Source organism: Chryseobacterium sp. FH1, assembly GCF_000735135.1.
In the GTDB taxonomy this organism is placed as follows: Bacteria; Bacteroidota; Bacteroidia; order Flavobacteriales; family Weeksellaceae; genus Epilithonimonas.
In genome coordinates, this window is the sequence record NZ_JPLZ01000003.1 from 170,226 (window position 1) to 189,562 (window position 19,337).

18 protein-coding genes are annotated in these 19,337 nt (G+C 35.6%); 11 read left to right on the forward strand and 7 right to left on the reverse strand.

From position 1 onward, the window contains the following. The 8 genes from IO90_RS05085 to IO90_RS05120 all read left to right on the forward strand — a co-directional run bounded on the left by IO90_RS05085 (position 1) and on the right by IO90_RS05120 (position 6,088). Entirely contained in the window at positions 1-579 is a 579-nt protein-coding gene (locus IO90_RS05085; protein ID WP_051878325.1) for a vancomycin high temperature exclusion protein, read from the forward strand. A gap of 112 nt (positions 580-691) precedes the next feature. Then, positions 692-1,225, forward strand: coding sequence for a hypothetical protein (locus IO90_RS05090; RefSeq protein ID WP_131450826.1), 534 nt, complete (start codon positions 692-694; stop codon positions 1,223-1,225). Positions 1,226-1,331: 106 nt separating this feature from the next. Further along, positions 1,332-1,949: a uridine kinase gene (gene udk, locus IO90_RS05095; RefSeq protein ID WP_034964622.1), complete on the forward strand. Its 618-nt coding sequence runs from the start codon at positions 1,332-1,334 to the stop codon at positions 1,947-1,949. A gap of 2 nt (positions 1,950-1,951) precedes the next feature. Further along, complete coding sequence (locus IO90_RS05100) at positions 1,952-2,302, forward strand: FtsB family cell division protein (protein ID WP_034964624.1); 351 nt, start codon at positions 1,952-1,954, stop codon at positions 2,300-2,302. A gap of 14 nt (positions 2,303-2,316) precedes the next feature. After that, the gene (locus tag IO90_RS05105; protein WP_034964626.1) at positions 2,317-3,471 is read left to right on the forward strand and encodes a methylmalonyl-CoA mutase family protein; all 1,155 of its coding nucleotides are present in this window, start codon (positions 2,317-2,319) and stop codon (positions 3,469-3,471) included. 16 nt (positions 3,472-3,487) lie between these two features. Continuing rightward, the gene (locus IO90_RS05110) at positions 3,488-4,210 is read left to right on the forward strand and encodes a hypothetical protein (protein WP_034964628.1); all 723 of its coding nucleotides are present in this window, start codon (positions 3,488-3,490) and stop codon (positions 4,208-4,210) included. 91 nt (positions 4,211-4,301) lie between these two features. Further along, complete coding sequence (locus IO90_RS05115; RefSeq protein ID WP_034964631.1) at positions 4,302-5,333, forward strand: pseudouridine synthase; 1,032 nt, start codon at positions 4,302-4,304, stop codon at positions 5,331-5,333. Positions 5,334-5,437: 104 nt separating this feature from the next. After that, entirely contained in the window at positions 5,438-6,088 is a 651-nt protein-coding gene (locus IO90_RS05120; RefSeq protein ID WP_034964634.1) for an alpha/beta hydrolase, read from the forward strand. 37 nt (positions 6,089-6,125) lie between these two features. On the opposite strand, the gene IO90_RS05125 is transcribed toward IO90_RS05120, so the two are convergent. The 4 genes from IO90_RS05125 to IO90_RS05140 all read right to left on the reverse strand — a co-directional run bounded on the left by IO90_RS05125 (position 6,126) and on the right by IO90_RS05140 (position 13,617). After that, positions 6,126-8,498, reverse strand: a complete 2,373-nt coding sequence (locus IO90_RS05125; protein ID WP_034964636.1) for a hypothetical protein — start codon at positions 8,496-8,498, stop codon at positions 6,126-6,128. 120 nt (positions 8,499-8,618) lie between these two features. Continuing rightward, the gene (locus IO90_RS05130) at positions 8,619-9,446 is read right to left on the reverse strand and encodes an alpha/beta fold hydrolase (RefSeq protein WP_034964638.1); all 828 of its coding nucleotides are present in this window, start codon (positions 9,444-9,446) and stop codon (positions 8,619-8,621) included. Between the two features lie 100 nt (positions 9,447-9,546). After that, positions 9,547-11,940, reverse strand: a complete 2,394-nt coding sequence (locus tag IO90_RS05135; protein WP_034964641.1) for a hypothetical protein — start codon at positions 11,938-11,940, stop codon at positions 9,547-9,549. A gap of 231 nt (positions 11,941-12,171) precedes the next feature. Continuing rightward, complete coding sequence (locus IO90_RS05140) at positions 12,172-13,617, reverse strand: T9SS type A sorting domain-containing protein (protein WP_034964644.1); 1,446 nt, start codon at positions 13,615-13,617, stop codon at positions 12,172-12,174. Between the two features lie 77 nt (positions 13,618-13,694). On the opposite strand from IO90_RS05140, the gene IO90_RS05145 reads away from it, so the two are divergent. Both IO90_RS05145 and IO90_RS05150 read left to right on the forward strand, forming a co-directional pair. Further along, entirely contained in the window at positions 13,695-14,555 is an 861-nt protein-coding gene (locus tag IO90_RS05145; protein ID WP_034964645.1) for an aldo/keto reductase family oxidoreductase, read from the forward strand. 154 nt (positions 14,556-14,709) lie between these two features. Further along, positions 14,710-15,069: an RNA recognition motif domain-containing protein gene (locus IO90_RS05150; RefSeq protein ID WP_034964648.1), complete on the forward strand. Its 360-nt coding sequence runs from the start codon at positions 14,710-14,712 to the stop codon at positions 15,067-15,069. 100 nt (positions 15,070-15,169) lie between these two features. Here the strand turns inward: IO90_RS05150 and IO90_RS05155 are convergent, their stop codons facing one another. From IO90_RS05155 to IO90_RS05165, 3 genes are read right to left on the reverse strand one after another with little or no spacing between them, the layout of a single operon-like run. After that, positions 15,170-16,969, reverse strand: a complete 1,800-nt coding sequence (locus IO90_RS05155) for a DUF4153 domain-containing protein (protein ID WP_051878311.1) — start codon at positions 16,967-16,969, stop codon at positions 15,170-15,172. A 52-nt stretch (positions 16,970-17,021) separates the two neighbouring features. Continuing rightward, on the reverse strand, positions 17,022-17,510 hold the full coding sequence (locus tag IO90_RS05160; RefSeq protein WP_076768760.1) for a BlaI/MecI/CopY family transcriptional regulator: 489 nt from the start codon (positions 17,508-17,510) through the stop codon (positions 17,022-17,024). Between the two features lie 13 nt (positions 17,511-17,523). Further along, positions 17,524-18,123, reverse strand: coding sequence for a phosphatase PAP2 family protein (locus IO90_RS05165; protein WP_051878315.1), 600 nt, complete (start codon positions 18,121-18,123; stop codon positions 17,524-17,526). Positions 18,124-18,327: 204 nt separating this feature from the next. Here IO90_RS05165 and pdhA point away from each other — a divergent pair, with 204 nt between their 5' ends. Next, positions 18,328-19,332, forward strand: a complete 1,005-nt coding sequence (gene pdhA / locus IO90_RS05170; RefSeq protein WP_034964651.1) for a pyruvate dehydrogenase (acetyl-transferring) E1 component subunit alpha — start codon at positions 18,328-18,330, stop codon at positions 19,330-19,332. Positions 19,333-19,337 lie beyond the last annotated feature (5 nt).

A 19,337-nucleotide genomic window follows, 5' to 3' on the forward strand; every position in this document is an offset into this window, starting at 1 on the left:
ATGGAAGTTGGTATTTTGCTGATGATTTTGGCGAACTTCTGGGTGGTTGCCTTGACGAGTGGGAGAACGTATACCAAAATCAGCAAAGTTCCGCCGAGAGATTGCGCCTTGGTTTTGGGAACATCGCCGAAGATGCGTTCGGGCGTTGCCAATCCTTATTTTACAGCGAGAATGGAAGCGGTTGGAACGCTTTATCACCACGGGAAAATCAAAAAGATCATCGTCAGCGGAGAGAAAAGTAAAAACTACGACGAGACGGAAGCTATGATGCATTTCCTTGTTTATAATGAAGGCGTTCCGGAAAATATCATCATCAAAGACCCAAAAGGTTTCAACACGCACAAGAGTATTTTGAATTGCAAGAATACTTACAACCAAAAGAATGTGATCATCGTTTCGCAAGGATTCCACAATCTTCGAGCTTTATTTTTTGCCCGAAACAATGGGATGAATGCGCTGGGTTTTGATGCTCAAGACGTTACCAAAAACGAAAGTTTCTACCGCAATCACACGCGTGAATTTCTTGCTAGAGATTTGGCGGTTTTCTATTATATTCTTGGGATTTCGCCTGAAGAATAGTTTTCATTGATTAGAGGGATTTTATTGATTATTCTACCAAAATTTAACTTGGCAGATTGTTTGTAATCTAGTTGAGTGTTACTACTAACGTAATTTTTAAAACCGAGAAATAATGAAAAATCTATTTAAAATATTAGTTCCGTCCATCATCGCATTTACATTGACTTCTTGTATGACAAATTCAGGAGCATACGCTTATAATAACGACCCATATTCTCAAGGCTATTCCGATGGTTACAGAGATGGGTATTACCAATCTCCGGATGGATTTTGGTATGCGCCAAAGGTCGTTTATTTGGATAATAACAATAATTATTACAGAAACGGCGCAGTTTACAATTCCAGAACAAGAGTCCGAAACAACGTCGTTATTTCGCCGAAGAGAAGGCCTGAGCCTAATCAGATTTCGACAGGAACGAGAAGGTCTACTCAGCCTAACATCCAAGTGCAAGAGACTGGAAGAAGATCTCAAAACAATATAAAAGTGCAACCTAATTCGAATAGAGGAACTAGAAATCAACCTCAAAATAATGTGAGAGTCCAACCTCAAAACAATACGAGATCTGGTTCGCAGAATAATATCCGAGTTCAACCACAGATCCAACAGGAAAGCAGTCCTCAAAGACCAAACAAAGGATCACGATAACCAAAAAGCTAGTTTCGACTAGCTTTTTTTATTTCTAAATTTCAAATTTTCCAGATTAAAAACGAGTGTAAATAAAAATTATATTATTTTTGTAAAAATTGTAAAGATGCTCGTGATTGGAATTGCCGGAGGAACAGGTTCCGGAAAAACTACTGTTGTGAATAAGATAATGCAACAGCTTAATGTAGAAGGTGTTAACATTCTTTCTCAAGATAATTATTATCACGACAACCCAAATTTGACCTTGTCCGAAAGAGAAGCTTTGAATTATGATCATCCAAAATCCATCGATTTTGAATTGATGTTGGAGCACGTGAAAGCTCTCAAAAATAACGAAAGTATCGAACAGCCGATTTATTCGTTTGTAACGCACTCCAGAACAGGCGATCACGTGACTGTGGAACCAAAAAATGTTTTGATCGTAGAGGGGATTTTGGTTTTGACCAATAAAGAATTGTTGAAGGAATTCAATCTGAAGGTGTTTGTCCACGCCGATTCCGACGAGCGATTGATCCGAAGAATCCGTAGAGACACGCAGGAAAGAGGTCGTGATTTGCAGGAAGTTCTTCACCGTTACCAAACGACTTTAAAACCAATGCATCAGGAATTCATCGAGCCTTCCAAAAACGAAGCTGACCTGATTGTTCCAAATATGAAACAAAACTCTGTAGCTATTGATTTTCTGACGACTGTCATTAATAATTCGCTTAAAAAAGTTCATTAATTATGAAAGAACTAATCAAGGATATCAAGAAAAAATCACCGACATTGAAGTTTTTCCAGATTTATGTTTTTAATAAATATTTGGTAACGCTTATTGGTTTTTTGGTCTGGATGATATTCTTTGACAGTACTTCTTTTTTGGTTATCAATGAAATGAATGGCGAAATAAAACGCTACGAAAAACAACTTGATTTCTACAAAACGGAATATGAAAAGAACGACAAATTCTTTCGCAAGCTGATGAACAACAAGGATGAAAAGGAAAAGTACGCCCGAGAAAATTACTTTATGAAAAAACCTAACGAGGAGATTTTCATTTTGGTAGTTGATAGTTCTAAGATTGCTAAGAAGTAAAAAAAACTTTCAGAATGAGTACATTGGGAAATTGGGAACAGCTTGTAAAAAGGCAACTCAAAACGGATGACATCTACGCAATTCTTCAAAAAGAGAATCTCGAGGATATTGATGTCAAGCCTTATTACCAAAACAATTCTGATTACAAAATCCTTCCGAAAGTAGAAGAGAGTACACATCTTGTAGCAGAATATCAGGAAGGTTTGGAAGACCAATCTTTTGCTTTTCTCCTCAATGAGAATGTTGAAAATCTTGATGAAAAATCGATTTTCATTAATAATGCTGAGCTTTCAGAACATATCTTGACAGAAGAATCCAACCGATATTTTTCTTTGATTGATGTCTTTTCTGATGATTACAAAGCGGAGATCAATGAACATCTTGCTGGTGAATTACTATCAAAATCATTTGAAAGAAAGATCTGTGTTGATGTCAGTTTACATCAAAATTCTGGCGCTTCTATCATTCAACAATTAAGTTTTGCTTTGGCGAAATCGAAAGAGTTGGTGGAGAAATTTGGCTCTGAAATTTTAGATAAATTGATTTTCAAGTTTGCTGTTGGAAGTCAATATTTTTTTGAAATTGCAAAAATTCGGGCTTTCAAATATCTTTTCAATCAGCTTTCGAAAGAGTTTGGGAAAGATTTGATTCCGTACATTTTCGTTGAAACTTCATTAAGAAATAAATCCAAAAGCGACCAGGACAATAATCTCATCCGTTCCACTTTGGAATTGGCTTCCGCAATGATTGGAGGCGCTGACGCAGTTTTCTGCAACAATTACAAAATCGAAAATCCCACGGAGCTTTCCAAAGAGATTTCCTTCAAACAACAAATCGTTTTGGCTTATGAAAGCATCATCAACGTTTTTGAAGATGCAACATCTGGAAGTTATTTCGTGGAAGACATCACGCAACAATTTGCTGAAAAATCCTGGAAATTATTTCTTGAAATTGAGGAAAAAGGCGGTTATTTGGAATTATTGAAATTAGGAGAAATCCAAAAAATGATTTTCGACCAAGCAACGAAAGAACAAAGTTGGGTTGAAGAAGGGAAAATCAAAATCATTGGTGTCAATCTTTATCCGAAATTAGAAGTTAAGAAATCAGTTTCTGAACTTTACGATTCATCTGAGATAAAGTCAGTTCGTTTGGCTGAAATGTTTGAATAATTTTATTTTTGAAATTATGCGAGGTATTCTTAAAGGATTGTTTCAGTCTAAAATTTCTATTAATCAAATTAAAGAAATTGAGAGAAAACTTATTCAACAATTGACCGATTATGATGAAAACTTTGAAATCACAAATAAGAAAATGATTTCAGAGATTTCAAATATTTATTTTTCATTCGAACCAAAAGGTATTTCAATATTACGAGAAGTGAGAGATAAAGAGGCATACCATAAATTGCAAAGATTACCTCGTCATATTCTGAACATCAATGGAATAGAATTTTACAATACAAAAAGAAAAATTTTTGAAAATATTCCCTGTTCTTTTTCTAATTATCAACTGACTTTTATTCTTCACGAAAACCCTAAAATATTTCACAAGATATTTGATATTAACAATATACGATTACGTGATTTGATTATTAAAACGGTCAATACTGTTAATCCTGATAAAGAAGTTGTAGAAAAAATACTGAATCTTTACGCTAAAGAAGAAATCGAAAAATTAGATTTAGAAAATTGTTTTGAAATAGAATTTGATAGCAATAAATATTATAGTATTTTAGATTTAGAAAATGGAGATTATATTGGAGTTGATAGAAAAGGAAAAATATTTTATTTAAATCACGACGCAGAAATCAGAGTGAAAGAGATATTTGAAAATATATCTGAATTCTTGAAGAATTATAATGGAAATTTAAATGAGTTAGAAAAGTTTAATAAGACATCTAATAATTAAAAGAAATTACATTATTCTCAATTTTTATAATTCTTAAACTCAGAATTCGTAACTCTTAACTAATTCACTATCTTTGCAAAAATTTTTAGAAATGAGCGAAGACGGAAAAAGACCAGAAAGAGACAAAAAACCTAGAAGTGCAGGTAGTAGCAGACCTTCTGGAAACTCCCGTGGCTCTGGCGAAAGAACGTCCAAAAGCAGACCATCTGCAGGAGGTGCGCGTAAACCTAAGACAACAAGAGGTGGCGACCGTAATTTTGACAGTAGAGACAAATACGAAAATGGCGATAAAAAGCCTTTCAATAAAAAGCCTTCAAATAAAAAACCATACATCCGACCAGAAACCTCTGAGGATAAAACCAAATCTTTCATCCAAAGAAGAAGATTGGAAAAAATCAGTAAGGAGGTTCATAAAGATACCATTAGACTTAATAAATATATTGCGAATTCTGGGATTTGCAGTAGAAGAGAAGCGGATGAATTGATCGCGCAAGGCCTTGTGGAAGTGAACGGAAAAGTGGTAACAGAAATGGGTTATCAGGTTCAGAAAACGGATAGAGTGGTTTTCGACAGCCAAAATATCACACCGGAAAAACCGGTTTATGTTTTACTAAACAAACCAAAAGGTTACATCTCAACAACCAAAGACGAAAAAGCAAGAAAAACGGTGATGGATTTGACTGCAAATGCGTCTCCATACAGAATTTTTCCAGTTGGGCGATTGGACAGACAAACTACTGGTGTTATTCTTTTGACAAACGATGGTCACATCACCAAAAAACTGACGCATCCATCTTTCGCAATGAGAAAGATCTATCACGTAACGCTGGATAGAAAGCTGACGAATGATGATATGAAATTAATTGGCGAAGGAATCCGCTTGGAAGAAGGCGTTGCAGAAGTAGACAGCATTTCTTTCATTGAAGGGAAACCGAAAAATGAAGTTGGCATCGAGATCCACATCGGATGGAATAGAGTAGTTCGCAGAATTTTCCAGAAATTGGGTTATGAAGTGGAAGGACTTGACCGAGTGATGTTCGCTGGACTTACCAAGAAAAATATCAAAAGAGGACACTGGAGAATCCTAACGGAACAAGAAGTGAACAATTTGAAAATGTTGTAAATAGCTCTTGGCTGGTTGCTTTTTGCAGTTAGCTTTTAGAACAAATAAAATATTAAAGACTGAAGAGATTCGGTCTTTTTTTATTTAAAATTATAATTTAAAAGGTGAGTAAGATTTATATTTTAAGCGGTCTTGGCGTTGACAGAAGGGTTTTTGATAAGATTGACTTCGGCGAGTTGGATGTCGAATTTATTGATTGGATAACGCCTTTAACGAATGAACCTTTAGAAGATTATGCTAAAAGAATTTCATTAATAATAACGACTCAAAATCCTGTTCTAATTGGTTTATCTTTCGGTGGAATGGTAGCTGTGGAGATTTCTAAAATCATTAAAACAAAAAAAATAATTCTAATAGCATCAGCGAAAAATAAATTTGAACTTCCGAAATTCAACCGAATTTCTGGGGAATTAGGACTCACTAAATTAATTCCAAAATCTTTATTCAAAAAGCAAAACTTCTTCACCAATTGGCTTTTCGGAATAGAAAGTGAATCTGAAAAACTACTGTTGAAAAATATTCTGCAAGATACTGACCCTGACTTTTTCTCTTGGGCAATCAATGGGATTGTGAATTGGAAAAATGAAATCAGTCCCGAAAATCTAATTCATATTCACGGGAATAAAGATCGGATCATTCCTTTTAAGAATGTGAAAGCAGACTTTGTAATTGATGGTGGTGGACATTTTATGACGGTGAACAAACCTCAAGAAATTCAAAACATTATTTTAAAGCTAATGAAGTCATCCAAATAGAAAAGGGTTTCTATTTTCAAAAAGTATTTGTTTATCGTTACTTCAAAATCTCATTATAATAATTGATTTGATCATTTTTATCAAAACTGATGATGGTGATTTCTCGATTTTTCGCATTATCATTATTAAAAAAAGTGATCTTTGAATTAGAAAAATTTGGATTCCAATATAGAACTGGCCTCCAGTCGCTTGTCAAATCTTTGTATTTCTGCTGAGAATAATCGATAGTCCGAAAAGTATCTGGCTTGTCATACGCCTTTATTTCAATTTTATTATTAATGTTTGAGGCTTTTGAGATTGGCCCTTTCAGATTGGCAGTGCGGGAATAAATTAGAATAGAATTACCAATTAAAGTACTTCCCTTCACAACCTTTATCATTGCAATATTACTAATATTAAGCGTCTGTACGGCATCTAGACCTACCTCCATCTCATCTAAAAATACGCCTGCTTCAACACCACGGATGACAGGCATATACCTTCCTGGTCCAGCCATCACGATGCTGAGACCAGCTACACGTCCTTGCAACCATTCCAAAATACTAAGGGAAGTGAAGGCATCTTGATTATCATTCACAAAATCAAAAATTGTAGCATTCATACTGGAGAACATTCCAGAAGTCAGCTCGTCATTCAGTTTTTTGATGGCATCGCTTTTTTTCTTTATGATCTTTACTTCTTCAATTTGCGTTTCGTCGTTTGTGATTTTATCGTAGTTCTCTGCATTTGTCAATGCTTTTTTAATTGATGAAGGTACTGCATAATTTTCATTGACTTCTTTCAACTCATACCGGGTATGGGGAAAATTAAGTTTTGTAATGTTCGTCTCAATCAATGGTTTCAATTTCAAAGTCAGGTTTACCTGTTGCTTTTCGTTTGAGTTAAGAAAATAGTTCACGAAATATGAATCTTCAAAGTTTAAGTTATTGATGAACACATCTCCGTTTTGATCTGTCGTCATTTGAGATATGAGTGGTTCACCATTATCATTTTTGAAAACCAGATTCACAGGCGCATTGGGCAGAGGTCGGCTGTTCAGCGCAAGTCGTGCTTTGAAGGAAATGAATTCATTTTCAGCCAAATTATATTTAATAACCGGTTTTTGACCAGCCATTACTTTTGCCCAATCAAAACGTTTCCATTTTTCTGAGATTAAAAGCGCGTCCAGTGCTTCTGGGTTTGCATCTTTAGAAAAATATTGAGCCGGATTTTTTACAATATTTTTAAAATCTTGAGTGAGATATAAACTGCTGAGAATATTTTCTTTCGAATTAAAATCAGTGTCAGTCAAATCTTTTACTAAAACTGTGTAGCTTGTATTTTCAGGATTTTGTTTGATTTCAAAACTGTTCAGAGCTCTCGGATCATTATTGAAATTTGAATTTTCTAAGACGATAGGATTTGTTGAATTTTGATTTAAAAAACAAAGTCTTTGTGCCACTAGATTATCTTTCTCATCAAACAACGAAATCTGCATCACACCATTTTGCCCGATCTCTTTTGTGGGAATCAAACTCGAAACCTGTGGATTGCTTGATTTGATTTTCGCCTTGTATGCCAATTGATTATTAATAGTTCCAACTACACTGTAATTTTGGACGTTCTTTTCTAAATTAATCGCATCAATTGTATATCTGATTCCTGATCTTTCAGAATTGATTTTGAAATTTATACCTTGATTTGTAGCTGTCGGCAAAGGACTAATTTGAGAATTACCCATACCATCCTCAATCACAACTTTGTAAGTTTTTCCAAATTTTGGGGTCATCGAAAACAAGGCGATATTTTCATCCAATGATTTGAAAGTTTGAATCTTGTTATCAGGAAGCTCCGAATCTATAACATAACCGTTCCAGTTTTTCGGCGATTTTCCTTGAGCAAATAATCTCACAGCAACTTTCGTAGGAACTTGATCTACAAATGTTCCGCCTTCTGGAAATGCTTCAGCAGTCCATTGCGACGTTTCTGATAAAACTAATTTTTTCTTCGAAGTTGGATTGTAGATAGGAATTGGTTTGATGAAATTCCAATCGTTGTCAAAGTTTGCCATCCAGTTCGTGTGAGCTCGGACGAAATAAATATCCTCATTCAAAGTTTTGTTTAGATTAAATGTCCCAGAAGCTTGACCATCATTTATCAAAATCGTTTTTTTATCAATCAGATTTTTACTTTGATCGTACAATTCCACAAACAACGTTTTCGAAATTGTAGACACATTATATCCATCAAAAACAAAAGATTGAAAAAAGATTTGATCGCCAGCAACATATTCGTCTTTGTCAAATAAGATATAAACCTTTTCTTGTGAATGATTTTTTTCAAGATTATCTATGGCTTGATCTAATTTGCTCTGAGCATCAAGTATGATAAAACCAAAGACCAATAGAATTGCTGTAAAAATTCCTTTCATAAATAATCAATTATGATTGTTGAATCACTATTTAGTTTGAACTCATCAAGATATGAAGAAATTTGAAACAAAAAACAGCACTTTTAAAAAATGCTGTTTCAAATATATAGTTAATTGATTTTAACCATTAAGGAAATTAATCAGAATCTGATTCAATTCATCTGCGTGCGTCACATTCAATCCGTGAGGCGCACCGGAAATCACGTGGTATTGGTTATTCACGATTCCTTTGGATGCTTGTTCTCCAGCTGTTTTTATCGGCACAATTTGATCTTCGTCTCCGTGAACGATCAATGTCGGAACCGTCACATTTTGAAGTTCCAAACGGAAATCGGTGTTTGCCCAACTCTCTGCAGATTTGATTGTTGCGATAGGAGAGGCGTGAGAAGAAATGCTCCAGTCATAATTTAATTGCGCTTGACTCACTGACTGCGACAAAAGTCCATAATTGTAAAAATTCTTGTGGAAACCTTCAAGGAAAGTAACTCTGTCTTTTTTTAGATTATCAAGAATTTCATTCAAATCCTTTTCTGGAACGCCATCAGGATTGTCCTCTTTTTGTTTCACCAATGGGATGATGGATGCAATCAAAGCGACTTTGTCAACATTTTCAGAACCATAGTTAGTCAGAAAACGAACCACTTCGCCACCACCCATCGAGAATCCTACGAGAACTACATTCTTCAAATCCAATTGTGTGATCAATTCCAGCAAATCTTCGGTCAATGAATTGTAATCGTATCCACCCAAAGACGGCTGAGATTCTCCAAATCCTTTTCTGTCATAAGTGATAACTCGATATCCAGCTTCCAAAAGCGCAGGCACTTGCAACTCCCAGGATTTTCCGCTGAGTGGCCAACCGTGAATCAAAATAACCGGCTGTCCAGTTCCGTAATCTTCGTAATAAACACTGTAATTTTTGTCGATGTCTTTTGTGATGTAAGGCATAATGTTAGATTTTGATATTAATATTTGATTTTTTCAACCAAACTTCACACCATAAAAAAAGACTTTCGTGTTGGAAAGTCTTTTTTATATTTAATTAACATTACTTCACGATTTCATTGTAATACAGAAGTCTGTCATTCTTATCAAAACTGATGATGATCACTTGGCGATTTTTCGCTTCATCATTATTAAAGAATTTTGCTCTTGGTGCTAATCCGCCATCTTCTGAAAGTGATGGATTCCAGTACAAGGTTTCGCGCGTATCTTTCGTAATTCTCTTGTAGGCATCACCCGTAATGTCCGGCAATTCGAACTCAATGGATTTGTCATAACCTTTCAAAACCAATTTGTTGACTTTTTCTTTCGTTTTATCTTCTTCGGCAACCATATTTCCTCTTCTGGTGTAGATTGCGACTGCATTAGAAATCAATCCGCCGTCTTTCAAAACCTTCACCATCGCAATATTGCTCACTGGAATCGAACTGATCATACTTGCGTCAACCGGCATCTCGTCCAAAAACAAACTCGCCTGAGAACCACGAATGCTTGGGACCAAATTTCCAGATTGATCCATCGTAAAAGTAAGTCCCGCCGCGCGCCCTTGCAACCATTGCAGGATATTTTGGGAAGCCATCGCATCCTGATTGTCATTCACCAAATCGAAAATAGTGGCATTCATACTGCTGAATCTTCCTGTTGACAATTCTTTGTCAAGCTCTGCTTTTTTATCGACTTTTTTCGCAACGACTTTTACCTCTTCAATTTGAGTTTCCTTTTCAAAATCATCCAGAGCTTGTCTGTTCTTTTTGTTTTGAAGCAATTTTGCAATGCTAGGATCTGCCTGAGCTTCCTTTACCAAACGATAATTGGTGGTTGGTAAGTTATTTTTAAAAGGAATACTGTTTGACAATGCCTGAAAAGTAATATTCAAATTGTCACTTTCCGAAGTTTCTTTTTTGTCTTTGTTCAGGTAATAGGAAACCGTCAAAGGCTCATCAAAATAGATATTGTCCAAATAAATAAAACCTTTGTCATCCGTCACAGCTGGCACAAAACTCTTGTCGGATTTTTCTGTTTTTAATAATAGATTGATGTTCTTGTTTGGGAGAAAACGACCATTGTTTGTCACCTTTCCTTGGAACGATAGGTTTTTCTGAGGTTTGTAAGTGAACTCAGGCGCTTTCCCAGCCAATAGCGATTCCCAATCAAAACGTTTCCATTTTTCTGAAATTAATATCGCATCAAGTGCTTCTGGATTTGCGGTTTTCTCAAAATATTGTGATGGATTGAAAATCGGGGAAGTGAAATCTCCTGTCAGCCATTGCGCGCTTAGGATGGTGTTTTCATTTTTGTTTTCAGAAGGTTGGCTGTCTTTCACCAAAACTGTATAACTCGTGTGATCCGCATCAGGCTCGATGTCAAAACTGTTGAAGGCTCTTGCTTCATTGTTCATAGACATTGCCAGAGTTGGTTCGTCCAGATTCAGTTTGTTTGGATTGACGAAGAAGAGTCTTTGTGCGACTGGATTTTGTTTGTCGTCAAAGATGGTAATGTTCAAAACTGCCGTCTCATCATTGCTCACTTTTGTTGGAATAATGCTGGTTGCGTCGTTTGCTGTGGTTTTGATATTGGCTCTGTAAACCATTTGATTATTAATAGTTCCAACAATGCTGTAACCCTGCAAACCTTGTGGTAGATTGTTGCCTTTTATTTTATAATTAATGCCTTTAGGATCGTTGGTCAATTGAAGATTGATTCCGGAGTTTGAGGCTGTTGGTAACGCAATGGTTTGTTTCACGCCTTTGTTATCTTCGATGACAGCTTTGTAAGTTCTTCCACTTTTTGGCGTGATTGTAAAAGTTCCTACATTCTGGTCAAGGTTTTTGAAAGTTGCCAATTTCTCAGAAGGTTTTTCAGAATCGATGACATATCCGCTCCAACTTGCTGGCGGAATTCCTTGTGAATAAACTCTCACAGCCACTTTTGTTGCAATGTTATCTATCAAAGTACCACTTTCCGGGAAAACGTTGGCTGTCCATTTTGTGTTTTTATCAAGAACTAATTTCTGTTCAGAATTTGGATTGTAAATCGGAACTTGTTTTGTAAAATTAAATTCCTCAGAGAAATTTCCCATCCAAGCGGTGTAAGCTCTTACGAAATATATGTCTTCATTCAGAAATTCATTCAGAGTGAAAGTTCCGTCGCCTTCGCCATTTTTGAGAAAGACGGTTTTTTTATCCACCATATTCTTGTTGTGATCGTACAATTCCACAAACAAAGTGTTGGAAACCTTGGAGCGGTTGTAGCCATTGAACACGAAAGATTTGAAATAAATATTGTCGCCAACCGCATATTTGTCTTTATCAAATAGCAGATAGACTTTTTCCTGCGTGTAATTGTGTTCCAGATTTTCAATAGCTTTGTCTATCTTATCTTGGGCTTTAAGTTGCGACATCCCAACAACATAAAGGAAAAAAATGAAAATTTTTCTCATATCAAAAAGCTTATCTAATATTTTTATTTTAAACCTATCAAAATTACGATTTTTCTTGTGTTAAAGGCATTTTTCAAGAAACTTTAAGACACTTTAAGATTATCGCTGGATTTAATTTTCACCTTAAAACTAAATTCATTTGATTAATAAAAAACAAAAGCACCACAAAAAGTGATGCTTCATAATAATTTTAGCAATTAGATGCCAAACGCTATAGCTAAATGCTCATGATTATTTGATAATCAATTTCGTATTAGACTTTTTGCCTTCGGATTGTTGCGTGATGATGTAAACGCCAGATTGCAGATTGGTATTGATTTCATTTTTTCCTTTGTTGACAATTGCAGAATGAACAACTTTCCCACTCAAATCCTGAATCACGATGTTTCCACCACTTTCGGTTTCGAAGAAGAAATGGTTTTTACTCGGATTTGGGAAGACGCGACTGTTGAGTTTTCCAGTTTCGGAAACTGCCAGTTGCAATGCGCAATTGTAAGGTTTGTAAGTAATGGTATTCGGCGTTTGACTTCCAATAACGGCTTCTACCATTGCATCTGTAGAAAGTTCATCTTCTCTCCAGCAGTTTCCAACAGCATTGGCTAGATTGGTTGTATTGTTGAAAAAAGCAACTGTATTACCGCGATTCTGATTGTTTTTGAAAATATTGTTTCCAGGATTTTCGGAAGTTCCCAAATCTACCGTTCCATTAGATAAAACTGTAACTCCCCAAAGATTTCCTCGGATTTCATTATTCTTGATGATGACATCTTTTGCACCGTAAATCGCAATACCGCTTCCGCCATTATCTGGAACTGGCTCTGTATTATTGTTTTCTATCACATTTCCGTCGATGATTCCGCTGGAAGTTCCGGCATAAGTTGTTATTCCGAAACGATTGTCTTTGATGATATTGTCCTTGATCAAAAATTTATTGATTCCGCCAGCCAAAGCCGAAGATCCAATCCCTCCAACCTTTGTCAAAGCTCTATTTCCAATGATTGTATTATTAATGATTTTCAAAGAGTCCGAACCGGAAGGTCCCATATTGATCTGTGGCGCATTGCCATCGTCCGTATTGTTTCCGTAAAAATAATTGTTGGAAATAAGCGCAGAAACATTCGCCGTTGCATTACCACTTGAGCTGATTGCCGGTTTCGCATTTTCCAAAAACTGAGAATTTTTAACCGTGATACTTCCAGGCTCACCTCGGAAAAAACTAACGGCGCCACCTGTGGACACACCAGCTTTATTTTTGTAAATAATACAATTATCCATTAGGAAATTAGTTGTCAAAACTCTTACGCCACCGCCAAAATCAACTCGGGTGTTTTTCATTTCAGCTACAGAACCAATCTCGAATTGAATTCCTTTGAATGGAAATCCGGAATCTACAGCATTGATCAAAAAATTAGATGCCGTCGTGTGGTATTCACCAAAAACGTAAAGCGCTTTGTCGGAATAAACACTTAAGGTCGTGTTCTCATCAATAATCAATTTATCGGTGGCAGAAATAGTGATGTCGTTCATCATCATATAAGAAGTTCCCATATTTTTGAGAACATCCGGTGCAGTTGCCGAGAGACTTGTTAGCGTGTACGTTGTACCATTTCCCGGCGTTGTAAATTGTGCCTTTGCGAAAGCGCAACCCAACATCAATAAGAGAGTGAATTTCTTCATAAATAATAATTTTTGTAAAGTCAAATTTATCAATGTATTTTGTGTTTAACATAATATATTTGTAAAAAAATCAAATTATGTTTTCAGAATTAATTGCTGGAACGATGCGTTGGGGCATTTGGGGTGCCAACCATTCCGAGAGAAAAGTTCAGGAGTTGATAGAAGTTTGTCTGGAGGAAAACATCACGACTTTTGACCACGCTGATATCTACGGGAATCACACCACAGAGGAACTTTTCGGAAACGCTTGGAAAGAAATGAAGATTGATAGAGAAAGAATCCAGCTGATTTCCAAATGCGGAATCGTGATGAATTCTGAGAAAAAACCTTCGACTCTCAAATATTACAACTACGATTCGGATTATATTTTAAATTGTGTGAATGAAAGCCTCAGCAATTTAAAAACAGATTATCTCGACCTTTTGCTTCTGCATCGCCCATCACCATTGATGAATCCGGAAGAGATTGCCAAGGTTTTTGAAACTTTGAAAGCAGAAGGAAAGGTGAAAGAATTTGGCGTAAGTAATTTTTCCGTTTCCCAATTTGAATTGTTGAATCAATATTTTCCATTAGTTACCAATCAGATCGAGTTGTCCGTCAATCATCTGGATTCTTTTGATAACGGAACTTTGGAACAACTGATGATAAAAAAACTGAGACCTATGGCGTGGTCGGTTCTTGGCAATTATTTCACCTCAAATTCTGAGCAAAATATTAGATTGAAAAAGATAATTAAAAAGCTATGTGAGAAATATAATGCAAACGAAAATAAAATCTTATTGGCTTTTATTCTGAAACATCCATCGAAAATAATTCCCGTCATCGGAACTTCAAAAGTGGAAACAATTCGCAAATTGAAGCAATCTTTATTGCTTGATATTGAGACAATGGATTGGTTCAAAATACTGGAAGCCAGTAGAGGTACAGAGGTGGATTAGCGAATTTTAAATTCGTTTTAAATTTATTTTGAAAAGATATAATTATTCGAAAATATTTGTATCTTGCAGTCAATTATATTTGAAATCAATAATGTTATTTTGTTGTTTTTCCTTAATATAATATAAAACAACAGTTAACTTAATTTTTTTTAAAATGAACATTTTTGTTTCAAACATCAATTACGCAACTAAAGATTATCAGTTGCAAGAATTATTCGAAGAATTTGGAGAAGTAACTTCTGCAAAGATCATTACTGACAGAGACACTGGGAGATCAAAAGGATTTGGTTTCGTAGAAATGGGAGACGAAGAAGGAAAACAAGCATTGGATGCTTTAAATCAGAAAGAATTTAACGGTAAAATACTAAATGTTACCGAGGCTAGACCAAGAGAAGAGAAACCAAGAAGATCTTTCGATAACAACCGTGGTGGTGGTTACGGAGGTGGTAACAACCGTGGAGGTGGTTACGGTGGTGGAGAAAACCGTGGAGGCGGTGGAGGAGGCCGTTGGTAATATCCCTTAACAAAACAAAAAAGCGATCTATTTTTAGATCGCTTTTTTTTTGCTTGTAATTTAATTTATCAAATTGACCTCAGAAAAATGATTTTAAATCTTACTTTTTCTTGATTAGCAAATAGGCGTTTTCAAAATCAATGGTTGATGAAGGATTGTTTTTGTGCTTTTCAATGATCAGATTTCCCAGTGATATCTTGAGATGATACTTTTCCAGATCACCTTCCATAGCCATTTCGGGTAAATTTATTTGTCCGATTTTTCCTTTGTATTTTGTTTTTAGATCTTTGATTAATGAAGAAAAATCGGCTTCTTCTTTAGAGTTTAAAATAACTTTGAACTGCGGTTCCTCATCCGTTATTCTGTCGAAGATCTCAAACGTGTCATTGCCAATCGTTTTGGCGCTGTGGTTATATCTGTTGAAATAAACAACATAATCGTAACTGCTCACATCTACAATTTGTTGATTTGAAATTAATTCTAATCTTTGATAATCCGAAGTCGATTTGTCGGTCTTTTTAATATTAGAAAATTGGTCTTTTACAATGTAGTAAAGCGAATATGAATTTGTAGATTGATTGATTTCTTTGGCTAAATCTTCCTGTTTCTTAATGTCTATTAATTTTAACAAGGATTCCGTTTCATTTCGTTTGCCCAAAAATTCAAACTTGTTCGCAATTTCCGTCGCCGTGCTATCAACAACTCGCCTGGAAAAATCGATTTTTTGTTTATTATCAAGCAATTTATTTTCATTAAGGATTTTGATCAACTGATTTTCCTGACTTCTTTTCGCTACAGAAAATGTGTTGAGAAAAGGGAAAATCAACGCAAACAATCCAAAGACAAATAAACTCGTTGGAATGAATTTGATACTTGCATTTTTATTTATGATAAAATAGAAAACAACAATTGCCAACCAAACCGAAAGTAAGACTACAAAGTATCTCGGTTCCGTGTAACCATATTCCAGAATCCTCGTAAAAATAGCTGTGAAAAGTAGGATTAGTAATGGAATTAATGTGAAATAGAAAATCTTCGAGAACATCTTGACCCAAGACTTCGCCGAGTTTTCTTTCAGAGGATGAACGAGCAATATCGCCAAAATTCCAACAATCGAATAGGCGAGGACGAGATACGAAACCCAGCCTCTCGGCAATTCCCAATTGATGAGGATCTTCGCCGAATAAAAATACAGGATGACGACGTATATAATAAGGAGTGGAATCAGAATGTATTGTGTGAAGAATTTCAGAACGATTGGATAATTGCCTTCTTTTTCAAGATATTCCAAACCTTTTTCATTGAACAAAAGAAAGATAAAACTACTTCCAAATATGGCTAATAAATAAAAAACGCGCAGATATATTTTATCATTAAAATTAAAATCAAAAAGCTTGTCCACCGCGACAATCGCCAATTCGACTCCGCCAGTCAAAACGCCTGTGAAAATCACAGTCAGGACAATATTAATGAAAAGATTCTTGTTGTATTGCCAAAAATGCATCTCGGTTTTCTGCCTGAAAAATGAAGCAAAAGATACGAAAAGATGCGATAATACAAAAGTCGGAATCAGTAGAAATGCATAAACTTCGGTGAAATCTTTTTGCAGTTTTGGCAACAGAAAATAGAATCCGATTAAGAATAAAATTCCGCCTAGTTCGAGCAAGATTTGTTTTCTGATTCTCTGCGAAAGGATCTTCAAACCAAACATCAATGAAATTCCCAAGCAAGAAACCAACATCAATTTGGTCAACGTGAAAACTTTTTCGCTGGTACGGAAATTTTCCTCAGCGATGAACATCAAACAAATCGAAGCCGACAAAGCCATCAATAAAACCAAAGGGAATTGCCGAATGGCAAAAATCGCTTTCCCGAAAATCTCGTTTAACTTTTGATTCATAATGTTGGGGGTTGAGAATTAAATTATAATCGAAAGTAAAAAATTCTACATCTTATTTGCTCTTCTTTTTACCTTTTTTCTTTTCCTTTTTATCTTTTTTCTTAGACTTTTTCTCGCCAGTGATTTCTTTGATAAAATCCTGAATGTGACTGTCTTCCTCAATGTTTTCTTTGAAAGAAGCTTCTTTGGTTTTTCCTTCAAAAAATTGGTCAAAGTCTTTTGATTTAACAAATTTTTCTTCAACCAAAACTTTCAATAATTCGCTTCCCGAATTGTCAAAGTAAGTTTCTAGAAAGCGTTTTAGAACAAAATTCTTGTAATCATTAAAACCGATTGTTGGCGTGTAAAGATAGATTCTGCCTTGTTTTTCGGTTGAAAGATAATCTTTGTCCACTAAGATTTTCAAGAATGTGGAAACTGTGTTTTGATGAGGTTTTGGTTCTGGATAAATGTCCATCAATTCTCGGAAGTAGATTTGACCTTTGTGCCAGATGAGTTGCATTATTTCTTCCTCAGAAGGCGTTAACGTTTGTAACATCATAAAAAAAAATATTTTAGAAAATAATGGCGTTCACCATTACAAGATAGATTAAAGATACAAAAATCGCGATTGCACCGCCCGAAAAAACTTCTTTTGGCGTGTGTCTTTTCAAAATCACTCGGGTAATTCCAATGACGATTGAAAGCAGAAACCAAAAGATTCCAGCTATTGGTTCTATGGTAAAGAACAAGGCCGAAACGTAGATGTTAAGACTTGTGTGCATCGAACTTTTGATGAAAAAATTACTGATTTGCATTAGTATCAATAAGATACAAAGCATAAAAATCGCCCAATCCATTTCCTTGTGAAGATAGAAATCTACAGCCAAGAAGATGACCGTTGCAATAATAATGAAGATGTAGAGCGAATGTCGCTGCTTACGATTTGAAACATCCATATTGGTGTAATTCCCTTTTTTCACATTTCTGTAAATCCAAAGGGCAATTGGAATAATCAATAAAAGTAAAATCGGTAAAAACTTTGCAGAAGCTTGTTCCCAAGTGTAATTCTTGTAACTGTAATAGAAAAAGTAGATGACGAGAGAAACCAACGGGTTGAAGAAGTTCGAAATGACTCTCGATACATTAATAATAATTGGGTTTTTGATTTCCATTCAGCAAAATTTCGACCTCAATATACAAAAATTAATAGCTTGGGAAGAATTCTGTAAAATTATTTTGTCTAGTATCAATGCAATCGATTGCGCAATCTGTTCCGCTTTAATCGTATTGATTTCCAATTCGTGAAAAAATATGATAATATGCATACAATAAAGAAAATTTTTTTTCTTATTTTTGCTACATATTTCGAAATTACAATGAAAGAATTTTCAAAAGAAGTCTACCTTAAATGGTATGAAGAAATGACGATGTGGAGAAGGTTTGAAGACAAATGCCGTTCTCTTTATCTTAAACAGAAAATCAGAGGTTTCTTACACCTTTATAACGGTCAGGAAGCCATTCCAGCAGGTTTTACCCACGCAATGGATCTTTCCAAAGACAGTATGATCACAGCATACAGATGTCACATCCACCCAATGGCAATGGGCGTTGACCCAAAAAGAATCATGGCAGAACTTTGTGGAAAAGCAACAGGAACATCTCAGGGAATGGGAGGTTCTATGCACATTTTCAGCAAAGAGCACCGTTTCTATGGTGGTCACGGTATCGTCGGCGGTCAGATTCCTTTGGGAGCAGGTATTGCTTTCGGTGACAAATATTTTGACAGAAAAGCGGTCAACATCTGTTTTATGGGTGATGGTGCTGTACGTCAGGGTGCGCTTCACGAGACTTTCAATATGGCAATGAACTGGAAACTTCCTGTGGTATTCGTTTGTGAGAACAATGGTTACGCAATGGGAACATCTGTGAAAAGAACTGCCAACCACGAAGATATTTATAAATTAGGATTAGGATATGAGATGCCTTGTCTTCCTGTAGATGCAATGGATCCAGAGAAAGTGGCAGAGGCGGCTTACGAAGCGATCGAAAGAGCAAGAAGAGGAGACGGACCAACTTTCATCGAGGCTAGAACATACCGTTACAGAGGTCACTCTATGTCGGATGCTGAACCTTACAGATCAAAAGACGAAGTGGCACAATACAAATTGGAAGATCCAATCGAGATTGTGAAACAAAGAATCTTTGATAACAATTGGGCGACTCAAGAAGAATTGGACGCTTTGGAAGAAAAATCAAGAGCATTCGTAGAAGAGTGCGTAGAGTTTATGGAAGAATCTCCATATCCAGATGCAAATCTTCTTTATGACTATGTATATTCCACTCCGGATTATCCATTCATCAACAAATTAGAAAATAATTAATTTTA

Bases quoted from the DNA above. Each gene is read 5' to 3' on its own strand.
- IO90_RS05135 (WP_034964641.1), bottom strand. From the start codon at position 11,940: ATGAGAAAAATTTTCATTTTTTTCCTTTATGTTGTTGGGATGTCGCAA.
- IO90_RS05165 (WP_051878315.1), bottom strand. From the start codon at position 18,123: ATGGAAATCAAAAACCCAATTATTATTAATGTATCGAGAGTCATTTCG.
- IO90_RS05105 (WP_034964626.1), top strand. From the start codon at position 2,317: ATGAGTACATTGGGAAATTGGGAACAGCTTGTAAAAAGGCAACTCAAA.
- IO90_RS05115 (WP_034964631.1), top strand. From the start codon at position 4,302: ATGAGCGAAGACGGAAAAAGACCAGAAAGAGACAAAAAACCTAGAAGT.
- IO90_RS05090 (WP_131450826.1), top strand. From the start codon at position 692: ATGAAAAATCTATTTAAAATATTAGTTCCGTCCATCATCGCATTTACA.
- pdhA (WP_034964651.1), top strand. From the start codon at position 18,328: ATGAAAGAATTTTCAAAAGAAGTCTACCTTAAATGGTATGAAGAAATG.
- IO90_RS05130 (WP_034964638.1), bottom strand. From the start codon at position 9,446: ATGCCTTACATCACAAAAGACATCGACAAAAATTACAGTGTTTATTAC.
- IO90_RS05085 (WP_051878325.1), top strand. From the start codon at position 1: ATGGAAGTTGGTATTTTGCTGATGATTTTGGCGAACTTCTGGGTGGTT.
- IO90_RS05160 (WP_076768760.1), bottom strand. From the start codon at position 17,510: ATGATGTTACAAACGTTAACGCCTTCTGAGGAAGAAATAATGCAACTC.
- IO90_RS05155 (WP_051878311.1), bottom strand. From the start codon at position 16,969: ATGAATCAAAAGTTAAACGAGATTTTCGGGAAAGCGATTTTTGCCATT.
- IO90_RS05140 (WP_034964644.1), bottom strand. From the start codon at position 13,617: ATGAAGAAATTCACTCTCTTATTGATGTTGGGTTGCGCTTTCGCAAAG.
- udk (WP_034964622.1), top strand. From the start codon at position 1,332: ATGCTCGTGATTGGAATTGCCGGAGGAACAGGTTCCGGAAAAACTACT.
- IO90_RS05145 (WP_034964645.1), top strand. From the start codon at position 13,695: ATGTTTTCAGAATTAATTGCTGGAACGATGCGTTGGGGCATTTGGGGT.
- IO90_RS05125 (WP_034964636.1), bottom strand. From the start codon at position 8,498: ATGAAAGGAATTTTTACAGCAATTCTATTGGTCTTTGGTTTTATCATA.
- IO90_RS05110 (WP_034964628.1), top strand. From the start codon at position 3,488: ATGCGAGGTATTCTTAAAGGATTGTTTCAGTCTAAAATTTCTATTAAT.
- IO90_RS05150 (WP_034964648.1), top strand. From the start codon at position 14,710: ATGAACATTTTTGTTTCAAACATCAATTACGCAACTAAAGATTATCAG.
- IO90_RS05100 (WP_034964624.1), top strand. From the start codon at position 1,952: ATGAAAGAACTAATCAAGGATATCAAGAAAAAATCACCGACATTGAAG.